This window comes from Rudaea sp. 3F27F6, assembly GCF_005503555.1.
Classification (GTDB): Bacteria; Pseudomonadota; Gammaproteobacteria; order Xanthomonadales; family Rhodanobacteraceae; genus Rudaea.
This window is the reverse complement of record NZ_SCNG01000002.1, coordinates 361,071-380,267: the sequence shown is the minus strand read 5'-3', so window position 1 is coordinate 380,267 and position 19,197 is coordinate 361,071. Positions and strand designations below refer to the sequence as shown.

Sequence of the window (19,197 nt, the reverse complement as noted above, 5' to 3'; positions counted from 1 at the left end):
AGCATGCTGCGGCGAGGTCGGCAAGCGGCGGCGCAGCGGATGTGCATGAGGTGCACCGATCGCACAGAAAGTATCGATTTGGCAGCGAGCCCGGGTGACCGCGGCGGTGGCGGCTTCCGGAAGGCGTATCGCGGTCGGATTACATAGGTAAGCCGATCGCCACATTCCGCTTACGTTCGCTGGCAAGTATTACAACTTGACTGCACATTCGCAGGCGAAGGTTGTGGCGGGGTTCGGGTCGCAGTGCAGCAATATGAAACGCATTTTTGTCGTCGGTTGTCCGCGGTCCGGCACTACCATTGTGCAGGCCTTGCTCGCCCGCTATCCGGGCGTGCACACGTTTCCCGAGACCGGATTCTTCGAGGCGCTATTCGGCGGCATCGAACGACGCTGGCAGGACCCGGACGCACGCCGCGATCCCTGGTATCGGCGCCACGGCTTTGCGCGCTCGCACGGACGCCGTTGCCTGCGGTGCCTTGAATCCAAGCTGCTCGGCCAGACGCGCCGGTCGCCGGTGTCGATCAAACCCTGCGTGCGCCGCTACGTCACCTTGCTCGACCGCGTTGCGCAGGGGCAGGGCTGCGATGTCTGGGTCGAAAAGACTCCGAGCCATTTGATGTACGTCGACGAGATCACGCGCTACGTGGACGATGCGTTCTTCATCCATGTGTTGCGCAATGGCGAGGATGTCGTCGCCTCGATCGTCGACGCCGATCTGGCGCATCCGACGCGCGCGTTCCGCGGCGGGGTGAAGCGCTGGGTGCGGCGCTGGAATCGCGTCGTCGACCTGCAGCTCACGCACCTCGGTACGGCCCGCCACCATGCGGTCTGTCTCGAGGATCTGGTCGAGCGCTACGAGCCGGAATGGGCGAGGCTGTGCGAATTCCTCGATTTCGACGCGGCGCGGCCGCTCGCGGCGGCGCCCGGCGGCAAGATCGCCGACCTCGCCGCCGAGCCGTGGAAGCGCGCGGCACTCTCCGGCGTCGTCGAGCCGCCTTCGCGCAAGAGCGAAAGCCTGTTCGGCCCGCGTACGATCGAATGGATGCGCGCGAGCCTGCTCTCCTATGACGATGTTCGCGCCCGCGTCGCGCGCGTCGAATAGCGGGCACCGAGATTGCAATACTCACAAAAACGAACGCCCGGACAAAGCCGGGCGTTCGCGGTGTTTCTTCGTCGTTCGCATACGCGGACGACGACAGCCAAGATCAGGCGGCCTTGGCGCCTCCGGCAAGCTGACGCAGGACGAACGGCAGGATGCCGCCGTGGCGGTAATACTCAACTTCCTTCGGCGTCAGCAGCAGCACCTTGACCTTGAACTGCTTCTCGCCGGCGCTGCCCTTAGCGACGACGGTGATTTCCTTGGCCGCGCCGTCGTTGAGCCCGGCGATCTCGAACACTTCGTCGCCCTTGAGGCCCAACGTCTGCGCGTTCTGTCCGTCGGCGAACTGCAGCGGCAGCACGCCCATGCCGACGAGGTTGGAGCGGTGAATGCGCTCGAAGCTCTCCGCGATCACGGCCTTGACGCCGAGCAGGACGGTGCCCTTCGCCGCCCAGTCGCGCGACGAGCCGGTGCCGTATTCCTTGCCGGCGAGCACGACGAGCGGGGTGTTCTCCTTCTTGTACAGCATCGCAGCGTCGTAGATCGGCAGCTTTTCGCCGCCCGGATAGTGCAGGGTGTTGCCGCCTTCTTCGCCGCCGAGCATCAGGTTCTTGATGCGGATGTTGGCGAAGGTGCCGCGCACCATCACGTCGTCGTTGCCGCGGCGCGAGCCGTAGGAGTTGAAGTCCGCCTTGACCACGCCGTGCGCCTGCAGGAACTGGCCCGCGGGCGAAGTCGCCTTGATGTCGCCGGCCGGAGAGATATGGTCGGTCGTGATCGAATCGCCGAAGATGCCGAGCACGCGTGCGCCCGAGACGTCGTTGATCTTGCCGACCTGCATGCGCATGCCGTCGAAGTAGGGCGGGTTCTTGATGTAGGTCGATTTCTCGTCCCAGCCGTAGCGCTCGCCCTTCGGCGCGTCGATCGCGTTCCAACGCGAGTCGCCCTTGAACACGTCGGCGTAGTTCTGCTTGAACAATTCCGGACCGAGGGTTGCGGCGATGACGTCGCCGATTTCCTTGTTGGTCGGCCAGATGTCCTTGAGGTAGACGTCCTTGCCGTCGCTGCCCTTGCCGAGCGGCTGCGCGGTCAGGTCGATATCGACCGTGCCGGCGAGCGCGTAGGCGACGACGAGTGGCGGCGAGGCGAGGTAGTTCATCTTGACCTCGGGGTGCACGCGGCCCTCGAAGTTGCGGTTGCCCGAGAGCACCGAAGCGACGACCAGGTCGCCGTCGGCGATGCCCTTGGAAATTTCCGCCGGCAGCGGGCCCGAGTTGCCGATGCAGGTGGTGCAGCCGTAGCCGACCACGAAGAAGCCGAGCTTTTCGAGGTCGCCGAGCACGCCGGCCTTCTTCAAATAATCGGTGACGACGAGCGAGCCCGGGCCGAGCGAGGTCTTGACCCAGGGCTGAGCCTTGAGGCCTTTCTTCACCGCATTGCGCGCGAGCAGGCCCGCGCCGAGCATTACCGCCGGGTTCGAGGTGTTCGTGCACGACGTGATCGCGGCGATCACGACCGCGCCGTCCTTGAGCTTGAAATCGACGCCGTTGCGCGTGACCGACTGGCCCGGGCCGTTGACGCTGGCGTCATGGCCGACCGCCGTGTCCCCGCCTTCGTTGGCGAAGCGCGCTTCCGCGCCGTTCTTCGGCTTGCGGTTCGCGGCAAGGGTCTTCACCGAATCCGCGGCGCTCTTGGCGACGTCGCTCAGCAGCACGCGGTCCTGCGGGCGCTTCGGGCCGGCCAGCGACGGCTTCACGTCGGCGAGGTTCAGCTCCAGCGTCGACGAGAATTCCGCTTCCGGCGTCTTGGCGTCATGCCACAGGCCCTGGGCCTTGGCGTAGGCCTCGACCAGCGCGATCAGGCTTTCGTCGCGGCCGGACAGACGCAGATAGTTGAGCGCTTCGTTGTCGATCGGGAAGATGCCGCAGGTCGCGCCGTATTCGGGTGCCATGTTGGCGATCGTCGCGCGATCGGCCAGCGGCAGGTGCTGCAGGCCGTCGCCGTAGAACTCGACGAACTTGCCGACGACGCCGTGCTTGCGCAGCATCTGGGTCACGGTGAGCACGAGGTCCGTCGCGGTCGTGCCCTCGGGCAGCTTGCCGGTCAGCTTGAAGCCGACGACCTGCGGGATCAGCATCGACGAGGGCTGGCCGAGCATCGCTGCCTCGGCTTCGATACCGCCGACGCCCCAGCCGAGCACGCCGATACCGTTGATCATCGTCGTATGCGAGTCGGTGCCGAACACCGTGTCGGGGAAGGCCCAAGCCGAGCCATCCTTGTCCGCCGTGGCGACGACGCGGGCGAGATATTCGAGGTTGACCTGGTGCACGATGCCGGTGCGCGGCGGCACGACCTTGAAGTTGTTGAACGCGCTCTGGCCCCAACGCAGGAAGCCGTAGCGCTCCTTGTTGCGGTCGAATTCGATCTTGACGTTGAGGTCGAGCGCGTCGGCTTCGCCGAACACGTCCACCTGCACGGAGTGGTCGATGACGAGTTCGGACGGAATCAGCGGATTGATCTTCTTCGCGTCGCCCCCGAGATTGACGATGGCGTCGCGCATCGCGGCGAGGTCGACCACGCAGGGGACGCCGGTGAAGTCCTGGAGGACGACGCGCGCCGGCATGAAGGCGATTTCGGTGTCAGGCTCCTTCTTCGGCTCCCACTTTGCGACCGCTTCGATCTCCTTCGCGGTGACGTTGACGCCGTCCTCGTGGCGCAGCAGGTTTTCGAGCAGGATCTTCATCGAATACGGCAGACGCTGGATGTCGAACTTCTGCCCGAGCTTGGCGAGACTCGCGATCGTGTACTTCTTGCCGCCGACGTCGAGAGTGTCGCGAGTGGCGAAGGAATCGGTCATGGGAAGCTCCTGGCGTGTCGAGTGAGGGCGGGGAAGTTAGCCTCCTATTATCGCGCAGTCTGCTGCATTGCGGAAGCAATGGTCTGGCGGCTTCCGCTGCGGCGGAGCTCATCCGGCGCATTCGGCCAAGGCGCGGCGGTGGCGCAGGCCGAACGCGACAAAAAAAGAGGGCGCGTCATGCGCGCCCTCGAATAAGTCGTTGCCTGGCTTTGGTTTATGGGCCGATGGCGACCGATGCTCCAATCACGACGGTATTGAGCAGCGAGAGCCCCGATGCGGTGGCGGTAACGACGATCAGTCCGCTGTCGCCCGCATTGACCGTGGCCGTTCCACCCGAAGCCGAACAGGTTTGCACGGCGCCGAGCGTGATGATGCCGGTGATCGTGGCCGAGCAGTTCAGTGGCGTCGCTACGAGGTTCGTCGGAGAGCTGCCGGTGTAGAGAGTCGCCGTCAGTGTCACCGTGGAGCCGACGAGGCTCAGGGCGGCCGTTTCCATGAAGGTGGCTCTCAGCGAGGTGAACTGGCCACTCTGCGGGAACGTCTGCACCTGGGTCAGCAGCGTCGTGTTGGTGGACACGTTGAGCGCACCGCCAAGCAGGGTGATGCTGGGTGGAGTCGCCAATTCCGCACCGGAAACCGGTAGGACCGCAATCGTTCCGACCAGTCCACCAAGGACCGTCGTCACCGTTCCCGCGCCCATGCTCGACGTGAACGCCATGCCCGGACCCGTAGCACCGGTCGCACCTGCTGTGCCGGTCGCGCCCGCGGCGCCTGTGGCACCCGTCGCGCCGGCGGTACCCGCTGCCCCGGTCGGGCCGGCCACGCCTGCCGGGCCGGTGGGGCCGATTAGGCCGTTCGCGCCCGCCGGTCCGGTTGCGCCCGCAGGGCCAGCCACACCGGCCGGACCTGTAGCACCGGCAACGCCGTTCGCACCCGTGGCACCGGTTGCACCTGCGGGGCCCGCGACTCCGGTGGCGCCGGTGGCACCGGTCGTGCCTGCGCCGGTAGCGCCCGTGGCGCCCGTTGGACCTGCGGCGCCAGTGGCTCCCGTAACGCCTGCGGCACCGGTCGTGCCTGCTCCGGTGGCGCCCGTTGCACCCGTGGCGCCAGTCGGACCCGTTGCACCCGTGGCGCCGGTCGCTCCGGTTGGACCCGTGGCGCCTGTCGCACCGCTGCTATTGCCGGTCGGAGCGCGGAAGAAGCCGTAAACATCGATGATGATATTGGCTTCATTTTGAGTAAATACGTTGAAATTGCCGTTGGTCGGATTAATCGTGGCGATACCTTCATTGGCCACAGTCGAGTCGCCGGCCAAATTGAGCCAGCTCGAAAGCGGGTAATTGAGGCCGGCCGGATAAACCGCAACGAATCCGTATTGGCCCGGCGTTCCGAAGCCGTGAGTATCGGCCGTCACATTGAGCGTAAGGGCTGCCGGAATTGCGCCCGTATAACCCGAGCAATTGCCGCCGCCCTGTGCCGAACCGCCCACGCCCGCGAAAGTGCGGTTGGTCAGCGCCTGAATCGGACCGCCGGCGCCATTGACGCGCGTATCGACAATTCGACACGGAACAATGGGTGTATAGACTAAATCGTCGGTGGTGTCGCCGATGGCATTAGGTGTGGCGACGTCGTTGCTGTTTTGCTGTCCGGTAACGGTAATCGCGGTATTAGCGCGACGCGTGGCACCCGCATTGGCGGCGGCCATGGCCTGGCTCAGACTGGTTGCCGTGGTCGCTTCGCTCATTCCGCGCGCGTCGCCGCGCAGCAGGTTATTGATCAGTTGCACGCGATTAGGATCGGGCGATCCGTTCGGGCCCGGAGTGAAATCTGCAGAGAATCGGTTTGCAATCGACATGGCCGAGGAGATCTTGCTCTGTGCATGAGCGACCTGCTCCGCGCTGGCCGAGCCGTCCGACGAGACGGAACGGACATCCGTTTGCTGCGCTGCAATAGCCGAATTTATCGCTAAAGTAAGCGAGGACAAAGCAAAAAAGCCAACTCGCAATGTGTTGGTCCCGAGCATTTTCATATGCGGCACTCCTGTAGTTGCGTGATGTAAAACACAGGCAACGGGTACTGCGATACATGTGGCAAGAAATGCTCGCGCATATGTCGCTGCCCCCTGCAACTACGCTTTTAACGTCGAATATAATTTTTATATGTGGCGCAGCGCACAGTTTTCAAAAATAGTCAGAATATTGCGATAAAAGAGTGAATTGACGCACCGTATGCCAATCACTTCGTGAGGTGGATCGCGTATTGAGTTAGGTAATTGCGCAATATACCTTTACATTTATATACACATCTAAAATATTTTAGACCGATTTAAATTATTAATTCAAAAATTGCGATATGCATCACAAAACATCGTTTTTCACGAGATAAGATGGCGTGTTTATCCACCGGTCTCCTGTTTCCAACGGACCGGTGCTCGGGGGAGAGGCGGAAACGCGGGCTTTTTATGCGCCGCCGAGCGTGCACTGCGCGAGCAGGCCACGCGCCATCATCGAATATTGTTTACGGCGGAAGATTAGCCGCCATTGCGAGCCGCCCAATTGGCGCCAAAGCACCGCCGCGCGGATTGCCGAAAGCAGCAAGGCGCGAATCTGCGCGACCTGGGTTTCCTGACGCAGAAACTGCGGGTTGCCTTCGACGACGATACGCGGCTGCAAGGTCGAGATGGTGTCGACGTAAAGCCGGGCTAGACGTGCCGCGACGATAGGGCTGGTCGGTTCCTCGCCGGCTGTCTGCTGGGCGATGGTTTCAATGCCTTCGCGGAGCTTGCCGAGCATGTCGGTGCGCCGCCACAGCTTTCCTTCCACGCGCATGACGGAAATCGCGATACGGGTGATTCCGAGGTCGCGCTTACTGTCGTCGAGCTGTGCGATCAGCGTTTCCAGGCCCGGACGCAGGTTGTTGAGACCGCCGAACACGTCAGCAGGGCTGTCGGCGTTGATCTTGAAGATGCTCGACAGGCTTGGCTGCATCGCGAACGTGTCGGCGCCACCGCGCGTGGCGATGGCACGTACGAGAATGACCGCCTGGAACAGGCCGGCGAGGGCGATGACGCGTTCTTCTCTCACGAGCGAGCCTCATAGTTCGCAGGCCGAAATTCGGCGAGGCCGCCGAACGGCGCATCGGTGGCTTCAATAATGCCGCCGCCAAGGCACTCCTCGTCGCGATAGAAGACGATCGACTGGCCCGGCGTGACGGCGCGCTGCGGCTGGTCGAATTCGACCTCGCCGCGGCTGCCGGCTATATGCACGCGGCAGGCTTGGTCGGCTTGCCGGTAGCGCGTCTTCGCCGTGCAGGCGAACTCGACAGCCGGAGCGTGGCCGGCCGTCCAGCTCAAGTCGGAGACGCTGAGGCGCTGCGACTGCAGCCATTGATTCTCCCCGCCCTGGGCGACGTAGAGGACGTTTTTCGCCACGTCCTTGCCGACCACGTACCACGCCCCAGTTCCCGCGTCGCGACGGCCGCCGATGCCGAGGCCGTTGCGCTGACCGAGCGTGTAGTACATCACCCCGTCGTGTTCGCCGATGCGGCGTTCGTCGGGTGTGCGCAGTTCGCCGCGCTGGGCGGGAATGTATTGGCCGAGGAATTCGCGGAAATCGCGCTCGCCGATGAAGCAGATGCCGGTCGAATCCTTTTTGTCGTGCGTCGGCAGTTCCGCTGCGCGCGCCAGGGCGCGCACCTCCGGTTTGGGCAGATCGCCGATCGGAAACAGGGTCGAGGCGAGCTGCTCCTGTCCGAGCGCGTAGAGGAAATAACTCTGATCCTTATTGGCGTCGCGCCCGCGTAGCAGTCGATGGCGGCCGTCGACGCAGTCGGTGCGCGCATAGTGGCCGGTGGCGATCTTGTCCGCGCCGAGGGTGCGCGCGTGTTCGAGAAAGGTCTTGAACTTGATTTCGCGGTTGCACAACACGTCCGGATTCGGCGTACGCCCGGCACGATACTCGGAAAGAAAATTCTCGAAAACCTGGTCCCAATATTCGGCAGCAAAATTGCGCGCGTGAAAAGCGATGCCGAGCTTGCCGCAGATACGCAGCGCATCCGCGCGGTCACGGTCGGCCTGACATTCGCCGAAGCGTTCGTCTTCCTCCCAGTTCTGCATGAACAGGCCGGCAATTTTAGCGCCTTCGCGCGCGAGCAGCAGAGCGGCGACTGAGGAGTCGACGCCGCCCGACATGCCGACCATGATGCGTCCCGTCTCGTTCATCAGGCAGGTTGCGCCGTGGGCAGCAGTGATTGCAGTACGTGCAAGGGAAAGCGCTTGCCGGCCAGCCAGTCGTCGACATTGCCGAGCACCATCGGATTGCGGTGCCGCGCCGATTGGGCGGCGACTTCTTCGCGCGTCAGCCAGAGCGCACGGATAATGCCTTCGTCGAGAAGGCGCTTCGGGTCGTGCCGAACGGGCCGCGCGGCGAAAGTGAAGCGCAGATATTCGGCGCTCGCGTCCGGAGTGTTCCACTGATACACGCCGATGAAATCGGTCAATTCGACGGTCCAGCCCGTTTCCTCGAGCGTTTCGCGCAGGGCGGCGTCGAACAAGGTTTCGTTCTGCTCCAGATGCCCGGCCGGCTGGTTGAGGACGATCTCGTCGCGGATGTTTTCTTCGACCAACAGGAAACGGCCGCCATCCGCCACGACCGTGGCAACAGTGACGCGAGGGCGCCAGACGGCGTCGACGGAGGTGGCAAAGCGTTCGAACATCGAAGCAGAAAATCCATTTGGGAACACAGGATTTTACCTGAGGTCGGATGAATGCGGCGCCGTTGAAACGCCGCGCGGCAGCACCATCTCCGCTACCGGCGCGGGTGCTTGAATTGCCGCAGCGCTATACTTGGATTGCAAGACGCACAGGGTTTATCGATGACGCAAACGCCGGACAAACTGCACGAACCTCAGCGCGGCGCCGTGGTGGAAGAGGCGCGTCCTGAGGTCGCGCGCCCGCCGCTTTACCAAGTGCTGCTGCTCAACGACGATTTCACGCCGATGGACTTCGTCGTGGTGGTGCTGGAAACGTTTTTCAACATGGATCGCGAACGCGCGACCCAGGTGATGCTCCACGTACATACGCGCGGCCGCGGCGTATGCGGGGTGTTCACGCGCGAAGTGGCCGAGACCAAGGTCACCCAGGTAAACGAATTCTCCCGTTCGCACCAGCATCCGTTACTTTGTACTCTGGAAAAAGCCTAGGCTTGCCACATATCGTGTGCTGGTAAATTGCTCTTTTGAGAAGTGCGGTCGGGACGGCCGCTATAGTCTTCGCGAGCAGGGACGATCGCATAGCGGAACTACTGCCCATGTTCAGTAAAGACCTCGAGCTCACCATCGGCCAGTGCTACAAGGACGCACGCGAGCAGCGCCACGAATTCATGACAGTCGAGCATCTCCTGCTCGCTCTGCTCGAGAATCCGTCGGCCGCCGCCGTGTTGCGCGCTTGCAACGCCGACCTGGTCAGACTCAGCAAAGATTTGAAGACCATCATCGTCGAAACCGTTCCGGTACTGCCGAGCGGCGATGAGCGAGATACGCAGCCGACCCTGGGTTTCCAGCGCGTGCTGCAGCGCGCGGTCTACCACGTGCAGTCCTCGGGACGTAAAGAAGTCACCGGCGCGAACGTGCTCGTGGCGATCTTCGGCGAAAAGGATTCGCACGCGGTGTACTTCCTCAATCAGCAGGAAGTCGCGCGGCTCGACGTGGTCAACTATATTTCGCACGGCGTGGCCAAGATCGGCCAGGAGTCCGCGCAGCCGGCGAGTGAGCCAGGCAAGGAAGGCGAGGGCGCCGAGGAGCCACGCGGCAATCCGCTGACCGAGTTCGCGAGCAACCTCAACGAGCAGGCGCGCGAAGGCAAGATCGACCCCCTGATCGGCCGCATCGAGGAAGTCGAGCGCACGATCCAGGTGCTCTGCCGCCGGCGCAAGAACAATCCGCTCTACGTCGGCGAAGCCGGCGTCGGCAAGACCGCGCTGGCCGAAGGCCTCGCCAAGCGCATCGTCGAAGGCGAAGTGCCTGACGTGCTCCGGGAATGCACGATCTACGCGCTTGATCTCGGCGCGCTGGTGGCTGGGACCAAGTACCGCGGCGACTTCGAGAAGCGCCTCAAGGCCGTGCTCGCGCAGCTCAAGAAGGAGCCGAACGCGATCCTGTTCATCGACGAGATCCACACCATCATCGGCGCTGGCTCGGCATCGGGCGGCACCATGGATGCGTCGAATCTGATCAAGCCTGTGCTCGCCTCGGGCGAGTTGCGCTGCATCGGCTCGACCACGTTCCAGGAGTACCGCGGCGTGTTCGAGAAGGACCGCGCGCTTGCGCGACGCTTCCAGAAGATCGACGTCGTCGAGCCTTCGGTGGCCGAAAGCGTGGAAATTCTGAAAGGCCTGAAGTCGCGTTTCGAGGAGCACCACAAGATCGAATACACGAACGAGGCGCTCAAGGCGGCGGTCGATCTCTCGGTGAAGCATATCGGCGACCGTCTGTTGCCGGACAAGGCGATCGACGTGATCGACGAGGCCGGCGCGCGCCAGCGCCTGCTGCCCGAGGCCGACCGCAAGACCGTCGTCGACGTGCCGGAAATCGAATTCATCGTTGCGCGTATGGCGCGGATTCCGCCCAAGCAGGTATCGACCTCGGACCGCGACGTGCTGAGGAATCTCGAACGCAACCTCAAGATGGTCGTGTTTGGCCAGGATCTGGCGATCGAGGCGTTGGCCGCTTCGATCAAGATGGCGCGCTCGGGTTTGGGCAATGCGAACAAGCCGATCGGCAACTTCCTCCTAGCCGGCCCGACCGGGGTCGGCAAGACCGAGGTCACGCGCCAGCTCGCCATGCAGCTCGGTATCGAACTGATCCGCTTCGACATGAGCGAGTACATGGAGTCGCACTCGGTTTCGCGCCTGATCGGTGCGCCGCCGGGCTATGTCGGCTTCGACCAGGGCGGCCTGCTCACCGAGCAGATCACCAAGCATCCGCACTGCGTGCTCCTCCTCGACGAAATCGAAAAGGCGCATCCGGACGTCTACAACATCCTGTTGCAGATCATGGACCACGGCAAGCTCACCGACACAAACGGACGCGAAGCGAATTTCCGCAACGTGATCCTCGTGATGACGACGAACGCAGGGGCTTCACAGGCAGCTCGCCGCTCGATCGGCTTCGTCGAGCAGAGCCATGCGACCGACGCGATGGAAACGATCCGCCGCGCGTTCACCCCCGAGTTCCGCAACCGTCTCGATGCGATCATCCAGTTCGCCTCGCTCGACTTTGACCACATCCTGCGTGTGGTGGACAAGTTCCTGATCGAACTCGAAGCGCAGTTGCAAGAGAAGCACGTTGCCTTGAGTGTCGACGCGGAGGCGCGCCGTTGGCTGGCCGAACACGGTTTCGACAAGCAGATGGGCGCGCGGCCGATGGCGCGCGTGATCCAGGAAAACGTCAAGCGGCCGCTCGCCGACGAACTGCTGTTTGGCAAGCTTGCCGAAGGCGGCAAGGTCCATCTCGGCGTCAAGGATGGCAAGCTCGACGTGCGCGTGGAAGCTGACGAAAAGCTGCCGGTCACCGTTGAATAAGACCTGGTGCCGGGGCGCTGCAATTCGCCCCGGCGCTGCAACGACGAGCGTCGAGGTTTGCCTGACTGACCGGTTCGTGTTGCGCGTTTCGGGTCAGTTGCAGTGTTCGCGGATATCGCTTTCCAGCGCCGCAATCCGGCGCGCGTAATCTTCTTGCTCGGATGGCGGAATTCGTTCGGATGATTCGCCGTTGAGGCGCCTGCGTCCCGCTTCGAAGCCGCGCCGCTTTTCCGCACATTCGAATTGCAGGCGCTCGGCCTTGCGCGCCTCAGCCTCTGCCGCATTGAGGGCCTGCTGCTTTTCGGCTTCTTCTTGTTGCAGGCGCTGCACATCGGGGTCCGACGCAACGGCTGCGGACTGTTCCTCGATTTGCCGGTCGAGCTGCTCGATCTTGCTCTGTGCCGCCTTGCGGCGTTCCGGCGACAGCGGCGCTTCTTTGGCAGAATGCGCTTGGGTTTCGGACAGATCTTTCGCGCTGCCGGCCGGCGGCGTCGCGCTGAAGTGCTTGACCCCTTGCGCGTCGGTCCAGGTGTAGATTTTTTGTTCGGCCAGGGCGGGGCTGGCATGGATGAGTGCGGCGAGCGGAACAAGAAGCATTGCTACGCGCACGAGAGGTATCCGCCTATTTCATGCGATAAGTGATGCGGCCCTTGGTCAAATCATAGGGCGTCATCTCGACCTTGACCTTATCGCCGGTCAGGATGCGGATGTAGTTCTTGCGCATACGACCCGAGATGTGGGCGGTCACGACATGACCGTTCTCAAGCTGCACGCGGAACATGGTATTCGGCAGGGTATCGAGTACCGTACCGTCCATTTCTATTTGATCGTCTTTTGCCATATCGGAAGTGCGGTCAAAAACGGCCGCTTGGGATCTCCGCGTTCGCGAATGAACGCTTTGTGGTTCGGGGGCGGTGGAGGGGCATTTCCTCCGGGGCGCGCGATTCTGCCACGTTCAGCGCGGCGCGGGAAGCAAAATCGGCGCTCAGACTAGGGTGTGCGCACCGAATTCACCGACCCGGTTCGCCCACGAATGGGGGAAACCGGGCTGTTTGGCTTGGATTTCGATCAGGCGAGCGAATTGGGCGCGGGGTATTTCCACGGCGCCCAAGGAAACCAGGTGTTCGGAGCGTACTTGGGCGTCGATCAACGGAAAGCCCCATTCGTGAAGCGTGCGGCATAACGCAATCAGAGCGACTTTCGAGCCGCCGCTGCTCGCGCTGAACATCGATTCGCCGAAGAACATCCCGCCGACGGCGACGCCGTAGATGCCGCCGACAAGTTCCTCGCCGGAGTAGACCTCGAAGGAATGCGCATGGCCGAGCTCATGTAGTCGACAATAGGCCGCATGCATTTCCGGCGTGATCCAGGTCGTCGGCTGCTTTGGCCGCGGCGCGGCGCAGGCCTGCATGACCGCGTCGAAGGCGCGATCCGCTCGAATCGTCCAGTCGCTGGCGCGCAGGAAGCGGCGCAGTTTGCTGGAGACATGGATGCGGTCCGTGTGGAACACCATGCGCGGATCGGGCGACCACCACAGGATCGGCTCGTCGTGCGAATACCACGGAAAAATCCCGTGCCGGTAGGCCTCGAGCAGACGCACGGGAGACAGGTCGCCGCCTGCGGCGAGCAATCCGTTCGGTTCGGCCAAGGCCGCGGCAATGTCGGGAAATGCCTCGTTCGAGCCCGAGCGCAGGATGGGAATGCGGATCATACCGGCGGTGCCGGAAGCTGTGCATAGGGCGAATGAGTCATCAGTTCCGCCCGATAGTCGTCCAGCGCTGCGGTTTCGCGGGCTAGCGCATCGCGCACGGCGGCGCGGAAGCGTGGCTCGGCGATGTAGTGGTACGAACTTGTTCGGGTCGGCAGAAAGCCGCGCGCGATTTTGTGTTCGCCCTGCGCTCCCGGCTCGAACGTGGTCAGTCCTTCGCGCAGGCAGTATTCGATGCCCTGGTAGTAGCAGGCCTCGAAATGCAGGCCGGGTGCTTCGATCTCGCTGCCCCAATAGCGGCCGTATAGCGTCGTCGAGGAACGCAGCATAAGGGCCATAGCGACGATGCGGCCGTCGAGCCGGCACAGCACGGCGACGATCTGCTCCGGCATCTCGGCGCCAAGATGGCAAAAGAATTCCTCGGTCAATGCGGGATGGTTGCCGCGTTCCTCGAAGGTGCGCAGATAGAGCTGGTGGATCGCGTGCCATTCGCCTGCATCGAGTTCGCCGCCATGGCGCAGCTGGCAAACGATTCCAGCACGTGCGACTTGCGCACGCTCGGCGCGAATGTTCTTGCGCTTCTTGTGATTGAGCGCGGCGAGGAAATCATCGAATGTCTTCCAGCCGCCGGCGTCGGTCGCGTGATTCTTCCAATGGAATTGCCAGTCGAAGCGGGCAAGCCAGCCTGCCTCGCGGAGTGCCTCTGCTTCGTCTTCTGCGATGAAATTGATATGGGCCGAGGACAGGCCGTAGCGGTTGACCTCGCCGGCGATCGCATCGATCAGCGACGCGCGTAGCGCGGCTGCATCGACGCCGAATTTCGTTAGCAGACGCGCGCCCGTAACGGGGGAGTAGGGGATGGCGCCGAGCAGTTTGGGGTAGTAGCGCAGGCCTGCGCGCTCATAGGCATCGGCCCAGCCCCAGTCGAACACGAACTCGCCGTGCGAATTGCCTTTCAGATACAGAGGAGCAGCGGCCACGAGTTCGCCGTTTTCGTACAGGCCAAGATGATGGGCACGCCACCCGTAGTCGGCAAGCAGGCTGCCGCTCGTTTCCAGCCCGGAAAGAAAAGCATGAGCAAGAAACGGATTGTCGTCGCGCCGGAGTCGGTCCCAGGACGCGGCATCGATATCGGAAAGACGGGAGTGAAAGCGGGCTTGGAGGGACATGAGTTCAAATATCGGCGCGTACGCGTTGTCGCTTGCGCCATGTCTCGATCGAGGCGCGGTAGCCCGTCGGCAGCGCCTCGGGTAGATCGACGCAAGGGAAGACGCCAAACCGTCGATGCTCAGCGCTTATGCTCGGGATGAAATCGCCGGTCAAGCAACAGCCGTAGGTGGTGATGAAAACGTGCTTGCCCGGAATCACCTCGAACAAATAGCTGTCGAGCAACGAGTCGACTTTCACGTCGAGCTGCAATTCTTCGTGGATTTCCCGTGCGACACATTGCTCCGGCGTTTCACCGACTTCCAGGTGGCCGCCCGGAAGCTCCCATTGATCGCGTTCGTTGAGCAGAAGCACGACATGATCGGTCGAAGGAAACAGCACGCCCTTGATCGACACGGGGAACACGCTGCGATCAGCCGGCCAGCCCCAGCTTGTCGAGGTATTTCTCCGCATCGAGCGCGGCCATGCAGCCGAAGCCGGCCGAGGTCACCGCCTGGCGATACACCTGGTCGGCCACGTCGCCCGCGGCGAACACGCCGGGCACGCTCGTCGAGGTGGCGCCGCCTTCGATGCCGGTCTTGATTGCGATGTAGCCATTCTTCATGTCTAGCTGGCCGGCGAAAATCTCGGTATTCGGCGCATGGCCGATCGCGACGAACATGCCGTGCACGTTCAGATCGCGCGTCGATCCGCTGCCGACGTCCTTGATGCGCACGCCGGTCACGCCCTTATCGTCGCCGAGTACTTCGTCGACGGCGTGGTTCCAGACGATATCCACCTTGCCGGCCTGCTGCTTGGCGAACAGCTTGTCCTGCAGGATCTTTTCGCCGCGAAATTTGTCGCGGCGATGCACGACGGTGACCTTCTTGGCGATGTTCGACAGATACAGCGCTTCTTCGACCGCGGTATTGCCGCCGCCGATCACGGCGACCTCCTGGTCGCGGTAGAAGAAGCCGTCGCAGGTGGCACAGGCAGAGACGCCCTGGCCTTTGAATTTCTCTTCGGAGTCGATGCCCAGATACTTCGCCGTCGCGCCCGTGGCGATGATCAGCGCGTCGCAAGTGTATTCGCCGCTGTCGCCGATCAGGCGGAACGGTGTGGATTTCAGATCGGCCGTATGGATATGGTCGAACACGATTTCGGTATCGAAGCGTTCGGCATGCTTCTGCATGCGTTCCATAAGCCCCGGGCCTTGTAAGCCCTCGACGTCGCCGGGCCAGTTGTCGACGTCGGTGGTCGTCATAAGCTGGCCGCCCTGGGCGAGGCCGGTGATCAGCACGGGCTTCAGGTTCGCGCGCGCGGCGTAGACTGCGGCGGTGTAGCCGGCGGGGCCGGAGCCGAGGATGATCAGGCGGCTATGCTTCGAGGTCGTCATGTATAATTCTCGTGTCTCGGCAAGTGGAACAATGCGTCTTCGGATCGCGAAGAATGGGGGGCGCGGGCGGTCGAATCAAGTCTGAATTCCGCGTTCGCGCCGTGACGTTCACACGCATCGGCGTCTTTGTCACGGCAATGCCGATAATGCCGGGCGCCGACGCGGAATCCGCTTGCCCGAGCCGCAGGAATCGTTGCCGCGGCATTCTTCACGTTGAATGCGCCGGAGTCATCTCCGTAAGCGATTGGCGTGCGGAAATTTTTCTAAAAACAATTCGTTAACGGATTAACTTAAGGTAGACTCACGCGGTGGCGCGCGAATCCAGAAATACTTCGAACAAAACGGCCAACGTCGCGACGCCCGTCGTGCAGCGCGTCGTGCGCGAAGTCGCGATCATCGCCCTGCTGACCGTCGTCGTGTATCTGCTTGCCTGCCTGGCCAGCTACAGCCCGCAGGATCCGGCCTGGTCGCATGCGACCTCCGATCCGGCCAAGTTGCACAATATCGGCGGCAAAGTCGGCGCCTATCTCGCTGACGTGACTTTCTGGTTCTTCGGTTATCTCGCCTATGCGTTCCCACTGCTGCTGCTCGGGGTCGGCTGGGCGCTGTTCCGCGATCGCCAGCAGGAATCCGAATCCGCGCTCGAACCCGCCTTGCGCCTGATCGGCGGCGTGGCGTTCTTCATTGGCGGGACCGGGCTCGCCTACCTGCATTTCAGCGGCCCCTCCGAACTGCCTGCCGGAGCGGGCGGCATCCTCGGCATGGGCATCGCCAGCCCGCTAATGCGCGGCTTTTCGTTTCCTGGGGCGACGCTGCTTCTGCTTGCCCTGTTTCTAATCGCGATCACGCTCGCGACCGGGCTGTCGTGGTTCAAACTCATGGACACGATCGGCCGTGGCATCTTCAGCGCGCTCGACTGGCTCGGCACGAGCGCGAAGAAAGTCGAAGACGTGCGCGTGGCGCGCGCCGCGCGCGTCGAGCGCGAGGAGGTGCGCAAGATCGAGACGGTCAAGCAGACCAAGCGCGAGCCGGTCAAAATTGAAGCGCGCGATCCGGCGCCGATCGAGCGCAGCAAGCGCGCCGAGGCGGAAGCGCAGATACCGCTGTTCGCGGGCGGCGCCAATCAGGAACTGCCGCCGATGTCCCTGCTCGATCTGCCCAAGCAGCAGGTGAAAGGCTATTCGGAGGAGACGCTTGAAGCGCTGTCGCGCCAGGTCGAGTTCAAGCTCAAGGATTTCCGCATCGATGCACAGGTGGTCGGCGTTTACCCCGGCCCGGTCATCACGCGTTTCGAGCTGCAGCCGGCGCCGGGCATCAAGGGCAGCCAGATCTCGAACCTCGACAAGGACATTGCGCGCGGCCTGTCGGTGATCAGCGTGCGCGTGGTCGACGTGATTCCGGGCAAGTCGGTGATCGGACTCGAGATACCGAACGTCGCCAAGGAAATCGTCTATCTCTCCGAAATCCTGAGTTCCGAGCGCTACGACTCGGTGAAGTCGCCGCTCGCGCTTGCGCTTGGCAAGGACATCGGCGGCAAGCCCGTCGTCACCGATCTCGCCAAGATGCCGCATCTGCTCGTGGCCGGCACCACCGGCTCGGGTAAGTCGGTCGCGGTCAACGCGATGGTCCTGAGCCTGCTCTACAAGGCCACGGCCAAGGAAGTGCGCATGCTCATGGTCGACCCGAAGATGCTGGAATTGTCCGTGTATCAGGGCATTCCACACCTTTTGACGCCCGTGATCACCGACATGAAAGACGCCGCGAACGGCCTGCGCTGGTGCGTGGCCGAGATGGAGCGGCGCTACAAGCTCATGTCCGCGGTCGGCGTGCGCAATCTTGCTGGTTTCAACAAGAAGGTGAAGGATGCGGCCGATGCTGGGCAGCCTTTGCTCGATCCGCTGTTCGTGCCGAAGCCGGACCTGATGCCGAACGCGGTCGCGCAGCCGCTTGAGCCGCTGCCGTTCATCGTCATCATCATCGACGAATTCGCCGACATGATGATGATCGTCGGCAAGAAGGTCGAGGAACTGATCGCGCGCTTGGCGCAGAAGGCGCGCGCGGCGGGCGTGCACCTGATTCTTGCTACGCAGCGTCCGTCGGTCGACGTGATCACCGGCTTGATCAAGGCGAACATCCCGACGCGCATCGCGTTTCAGGTGTCGAGCAAGATCGATTCGCGCACGATCCTCGACCAGTCCGGCGCCGAGGCCCTGCTCGGTCACGGCGACATGCTCTATCTGCCGCCCGGTACGGCGCAGCCCGAGCGCGTACACGGCGCTTTCGTCAGCGACGAAGAAGTACACCGCGTCGTCGAGCATCTGCGCGCGCAGGGCAAACCCGAGTACATCGACGGCGTGGTCAACGAAGTGCAGTCGCTCGGCGACGGCAAGATCATCGGCGAATCGGGCCTGCCCGAAGACGCGGAAGACGGCGAAGAGGGCGACTCCGACGAGCTTTACGACAAGGCCGTGGCGATCGTCACCGAAAGCCGGCGCGCGTCCATCTCGGGCGTGCAGCGTCGCCTCAAGATCGGCTACAACCGCGCCGCGCGCCTGATCGAGATGATGGAAGCACAAGGCATCGTCAGCGCGCCGCAGCACAACGGCAACCGCGAAGTACTCGCGCCGCCGCCGCCGGAGCTTTGAACCGCGCCGTGTTTTTGGCGTTCAGCCAGACACCCGGATAATTTTCGCATTCAACTTCAAGTTGCCGATCATGCGCGTCCTCGTCACTACGTTCCTATTGTTTTCCGCCGTCACCGCCTCCGCGGCCGACACCGCGCGCTCGCGACTCGATGCTTTTTCCAAAGGATTGAACTCGGTTTCGGCCAACTTCGAGCAGCAGTTGAACGACAGCCACAGCGGCAAAAGCAAGACCAGTCACGGCACGCTCTCGCTGAAGGCGCCGCGGCAGTTCCGCTGGGATACCACCGCGCCGTACAAACAGTTGATCGTCGCCGACGGCGAGAAGGTCTGGATCTACGACCCCGATCTCGAACAGGTCACCGTGCGCGCGCAGGGCACCGAGGAAGCGCACAGCCCACTGACCGTGCTGACCGACCTGTCCCAACTCGATCGCGATTTCACCACGAGCGAGCAGGGCGAACACGATGGCCTGGTCTGGCTGCGCCTGAAGTCCAAGGACAAGGAACCGCAATTCGAGTACGCCGACCTCGGTTTCGGGCCGGCGGGGCTAGCGAACATGACGTTCAAGGACAGCTTCGGTAACACGACGCAGATACGCTTTGCCGACTGGCAGCGCAATGCCAAACTCGCCGCCGACCAGTTCAGGTTCACTCCGCCGAAGGGCGTGGACGTGGTCGGCGATGCTGCGCCGGCGGCGCAGGCGTATCCGATCAAAAACTGAGTTCAATTCACCCGCACCGCCGCCAGATAGTGGCGGTGCGGGCTTGCT

Annotated in this window: 16 protein-coding genes; 5 read left to right on the top strand and 11 right to left on the bottom strand. The window is 62.9% G+C overall.

Annotated elements, in window-relative coordinates; translation table 11 throughout:
• Nucleotides 1–253 precede the first annotated feature (253 nt).
• Nucleotides 254–1,102, top strand: coding sequence for a sulfotransferase (locus tag FFS30_RS09560; protein ID WP_137912915.1), 849 nt, complete (start codon nt 254–256; stop codon nt 1,100–1,102).
• A gap of 103 nt (nt 1,103–1,205) precedes the next feature.
• Here the strand turns inward: FFS30_RS09560 and acnA are convergent, their stop codons facing one another.
• From acnA to FFS30_RS09535, 5 genes are all read right to left on the bottom strand, one after another.
• Nucleotides 1,206–3,956: an aconitate hydratase AcnA gene (gene acnA, locus FFS30_RS09555; RefSeq protein WP_137912914.1), complete on the bottom strand. Its 2,751-nt coding sequence runs from the start codon at nt 3,954–3,956 to the stop codon at nt 1,206–1,208.
• A gap of 214 nt (nt 3,957–4,170) precedes the next feature.
• Nucleotides 4,171–5,742 carry a hypothetical protein gene (locus FFS30_RS09550; RefSeq protein WP_212742449.1) on the bottom strand — a complete coding sequence of 524 codons (1,572 nt, stop codon included), beginning with the start codon at nt 5,740–5,742 and terminating at the stop codon, nt 4,171–4,173.
• A 673-nt stretch (nt 5,743–6,415) separates the two neighbouring features.
• On the bottom strand, nt 6,416–7,039 hold the full coding sequence (hflD, locus tag FFS30_RS09545) for a high frequency lysogenization protein HflD (RefSeq protein WP_137912912.1): 624 nt from the start codon (nt 7,037–7,039) through the stop codon (nt 6,416–6,418).
• Nucleotides 7,036–8,175, bottom strand: a complete 1,140-nt coding sequence (gene mnmA / locus FFS30_RS09540) for a tRNA 2-thiouridine(34) synthase MnmA (protein WP_249352346.1) — start codon at nt 8,173–8,175, stop codon at nt 7,036–7,038. Before mnmA ends, hflD begins: the two co-directional genes overlap by 4 nt.
• The gene (locus FFS30_RS09535; RefSeq protein WP_137912911.1) at nt 8,175–8,669 is read right to left on the bottom strand and encodes an NUDIX hydrolase; all 495 of its coding nucleotides are present in this window, start codon (nt 8,667–8,669) and stop codon (nt 8,175–8,177) included. The genes mnmA and FFS30_RS09535 overlap by 1 nt, the downstream gene beginning before the upstream one ends.
• A 159-nt stretch (nt 8,670–8,828) precedes the next feature.
• Here FFS30_RS09535 and clpS point away from each other — a divergent pair, with 159 nt between their 5' ends.
• Nucleotides 8,829–9,155: an ATP-dependent Clp protease adapter ClpS gene (gene clpS / locus FFS30_RS09530; protein WP_137912910.1), complete on the top strand. Its 327-nt coding sequence runs from the start codon at nt 8,829–8,831 to the stop codon at nt 9,153–9,155.
• Between the two features lie 107 nt (nt 9,156–9,262).
• On the top strand, nt 9,263–11,533 hold the full coding sequence (clpA, locus tag FFS30_RS09525; RefSeq protein ID WP_137912909.1) for an ATP-dependent Clp protease ATP-binding subunit ClpA: 2,271 nt from the start codon (nt 9,263–9,265) through the stop codon (nt 11,531–11,533).
• A 93-nt stretch (nt 11,534–11,626) separates the two neighbouring features.
• Here the strand turns inward: clpA and FFS30_RS09520 are convergent, their stop codons facing one another.
• From FFS30_RS09520 to trxB, 6 genes are all read right to left on the bottom strand, one after another.
• Entirely contained in the window at nt 11,627–12,142 is a 516-nt protein-coding gene (locus tag FFS30_RS09520; RefSeq protein ID WP_137912908.1) for a DUF4124 domain-containing protein, read from the bottom strand.
• Between the two features lie 13 nt (nt 12,143–12,155).
• On the bottom strand, nt 12,156–12,374 hold the full coding sequence (infA, locus tag FFS30_RS09515; protein WP_137912907.1) for a translation initiation factor IF-1: 219 nt from the start codon (nt 12,372–12,374) through the stop codon (nt 12,156–12,158).
• A gap of 144 nt (nt 12,375–12,518) precedes the next feature.
• Nucleotides 12,519–13,244: a leucyl/phenylalanyl-tRNA--protein transferase gene (gene aat, locus FFS30_RS09510; RefSeq protein ID WP_137912906.1), complete on the bottom strand. Its 726-nt coding sequence runs from the start codon at nt 13,242–13,244 to the stop codon at nt 12,519–12,521.
• Nucleotides 13,241–14,410: a GNAT family N-acetyltransferase gene (locus tag FFS30_RS09505; RefSeq protein ID WP_137912905.1), complete on the bottom strand. Its 1,170-nt coding sequence runs from the start codon at nt 14,408–14,410 to the stop codon at nt 13,241–13,243. Before FFS30_RS09505 ends, aat begins: the two co-directional genes overlap by 4 nt.
• A 4-nt stretch (nt 14,411–14,414) precedes the next feature.
• Nucleotides 14,415–14,804, bottom strand: coding sequence for an NUDIX domain-containing protein (locus FFS30_RS09500; protein WP_212742448.1), 390 nt, complete (start codon nt 14,802–14,804; stop codon nt 14,415–14,417).
• A 16-nt stretch (nt 14,805–14,820) separates the two neighbouring features.
• Nucleotides 14,821–15,783 carry a thioredoxin-disulfide reductase gene (gene trxB, locus FFS30_RS09495; protein ID WP_137912903.1) on the bottom strand — a complete coding sequence of 321 codons (963 nt, stop codon included), beginning with the start codon at nt 15,781–15,783 and terminating at the stop codon, nt 14,821–14,823.
• A 308-nt stretch (nt 15,784–16,091) separates the two neighbouring features.
• Between trxB and FFS30_RS09490 the strand changes: the two genes are divergently transcribed.
• Together FFS30_RS09490 and lolA are read left to right on the top strand one after the other, a co-directional pair.
• Nucleotides 16,092–18,428 carry a DNA translocase FtsK gene (locus FFS30_RS09490; RefSeq protein ID WP_249352344.1) on the top strand — a complete coding sequence of 779 codons (2,337 nt, stop codon included), beginning with the start codon at nt 16,092–16,094 and terminating at the stop codon, nt 18,426–18,428.
• A 70-nt stretch (nt 18,429–18,498) separates the two neighbouring features.
• Nucleotides 18,499–19,149 (top strand): outer membrane lipoprotein chaperone LolA, encoded by a 651-nt coding sequence (gene lolA, locus FFS30_RS09485; protein WP_137912902.1) that lies wholly within the window; start codon nt 18,499–18,501, stop codon nt 19,147–19,149.
• Nucleotides 19,150–19,197 lie beyond the last annotated feature (48 nt).

What these genes read in the sequence shown, in the direction of transcription:
- FFS30_RS09560 (WP_137912915.1), top strand. Translation starts at nt 254, where the DNA reads ATGAAACGCATTTTTGTCGTCGGTTGTCCGCGGTCCGGCACTACCATT.
- acnA (WP_137912914.1), bottom strand. Translation starts at nt 3,956, where the DNA reads ATGACCGATTCCTTCGCCACTCGCGACACTCTCGACGTCGGCGGCAAG.
- mnmA (WP_249352346.1), bottom strand. Translation starts at nt 8,175, where the DNA reads ATGAACGAGACGGGACGCATCATGGTCGGCATGTCGGGCGGCGTCGAC.
- FFS30_RS09535 (WP_137912911.1), bottom strand. Translation starts at nt 8,669, where the DNA reads ATGTTCGAACGCTTTGCCACCTCCGTCGACGCCGTCTGGCGCCCTCGC.
- clpS (WP_137912910.1), top strand. Translation starts at nt 8,829, where the DNA reads ATGACGCAAACGCCGGACAAACTGCACGAACCTCAGCGCGGCGCCGTG.
- clpA (WP_137912909.1), top strand. Translation starts at nt 9,263, where the DNA reads ATGTTCAGTAAAGACCTCGAGCTCACCATCGGCCAGTGCTACAAGGAC.
- infA (WP_137912907.1), bottom strand. Translation starts at nt 12,374, where the DNA reads ATGGCAAAAGACGATCAAATAGAAATGGACGGTACGGTACTCGATACC.
- aat (WP_137912906.1), bottom strand. Translation starts at nt 13,244, where the DNA reads ATGATCCGCATTCCCATCCTGCGCTCGGGCTCGAACGAGGCATTTCCC.
- FFS30_RS09505 (WP_137912905.1), bottom strand. Translation starts at nt 14,410, where the DNA reads ATGTCCCTCCAAGCCCGCTTTCACTCCCGTCTTTCCGATATCGATGCC.
- trxB (WP_137912903.1), bottom strand. Translation starts at nt 15,783, where the DNA reads ATGACGACCTCGAAGCATAGCCGCCTGATCATCCTCGGCTCCGGCCCC.
- lolA (WP_137912902.1), top strand. Translation starts at nt 18,499, where the DNA reads ATGCGCGTCCTCGTCACTACGTTCCTATTGTTTTCCGCCGTCACCGCC.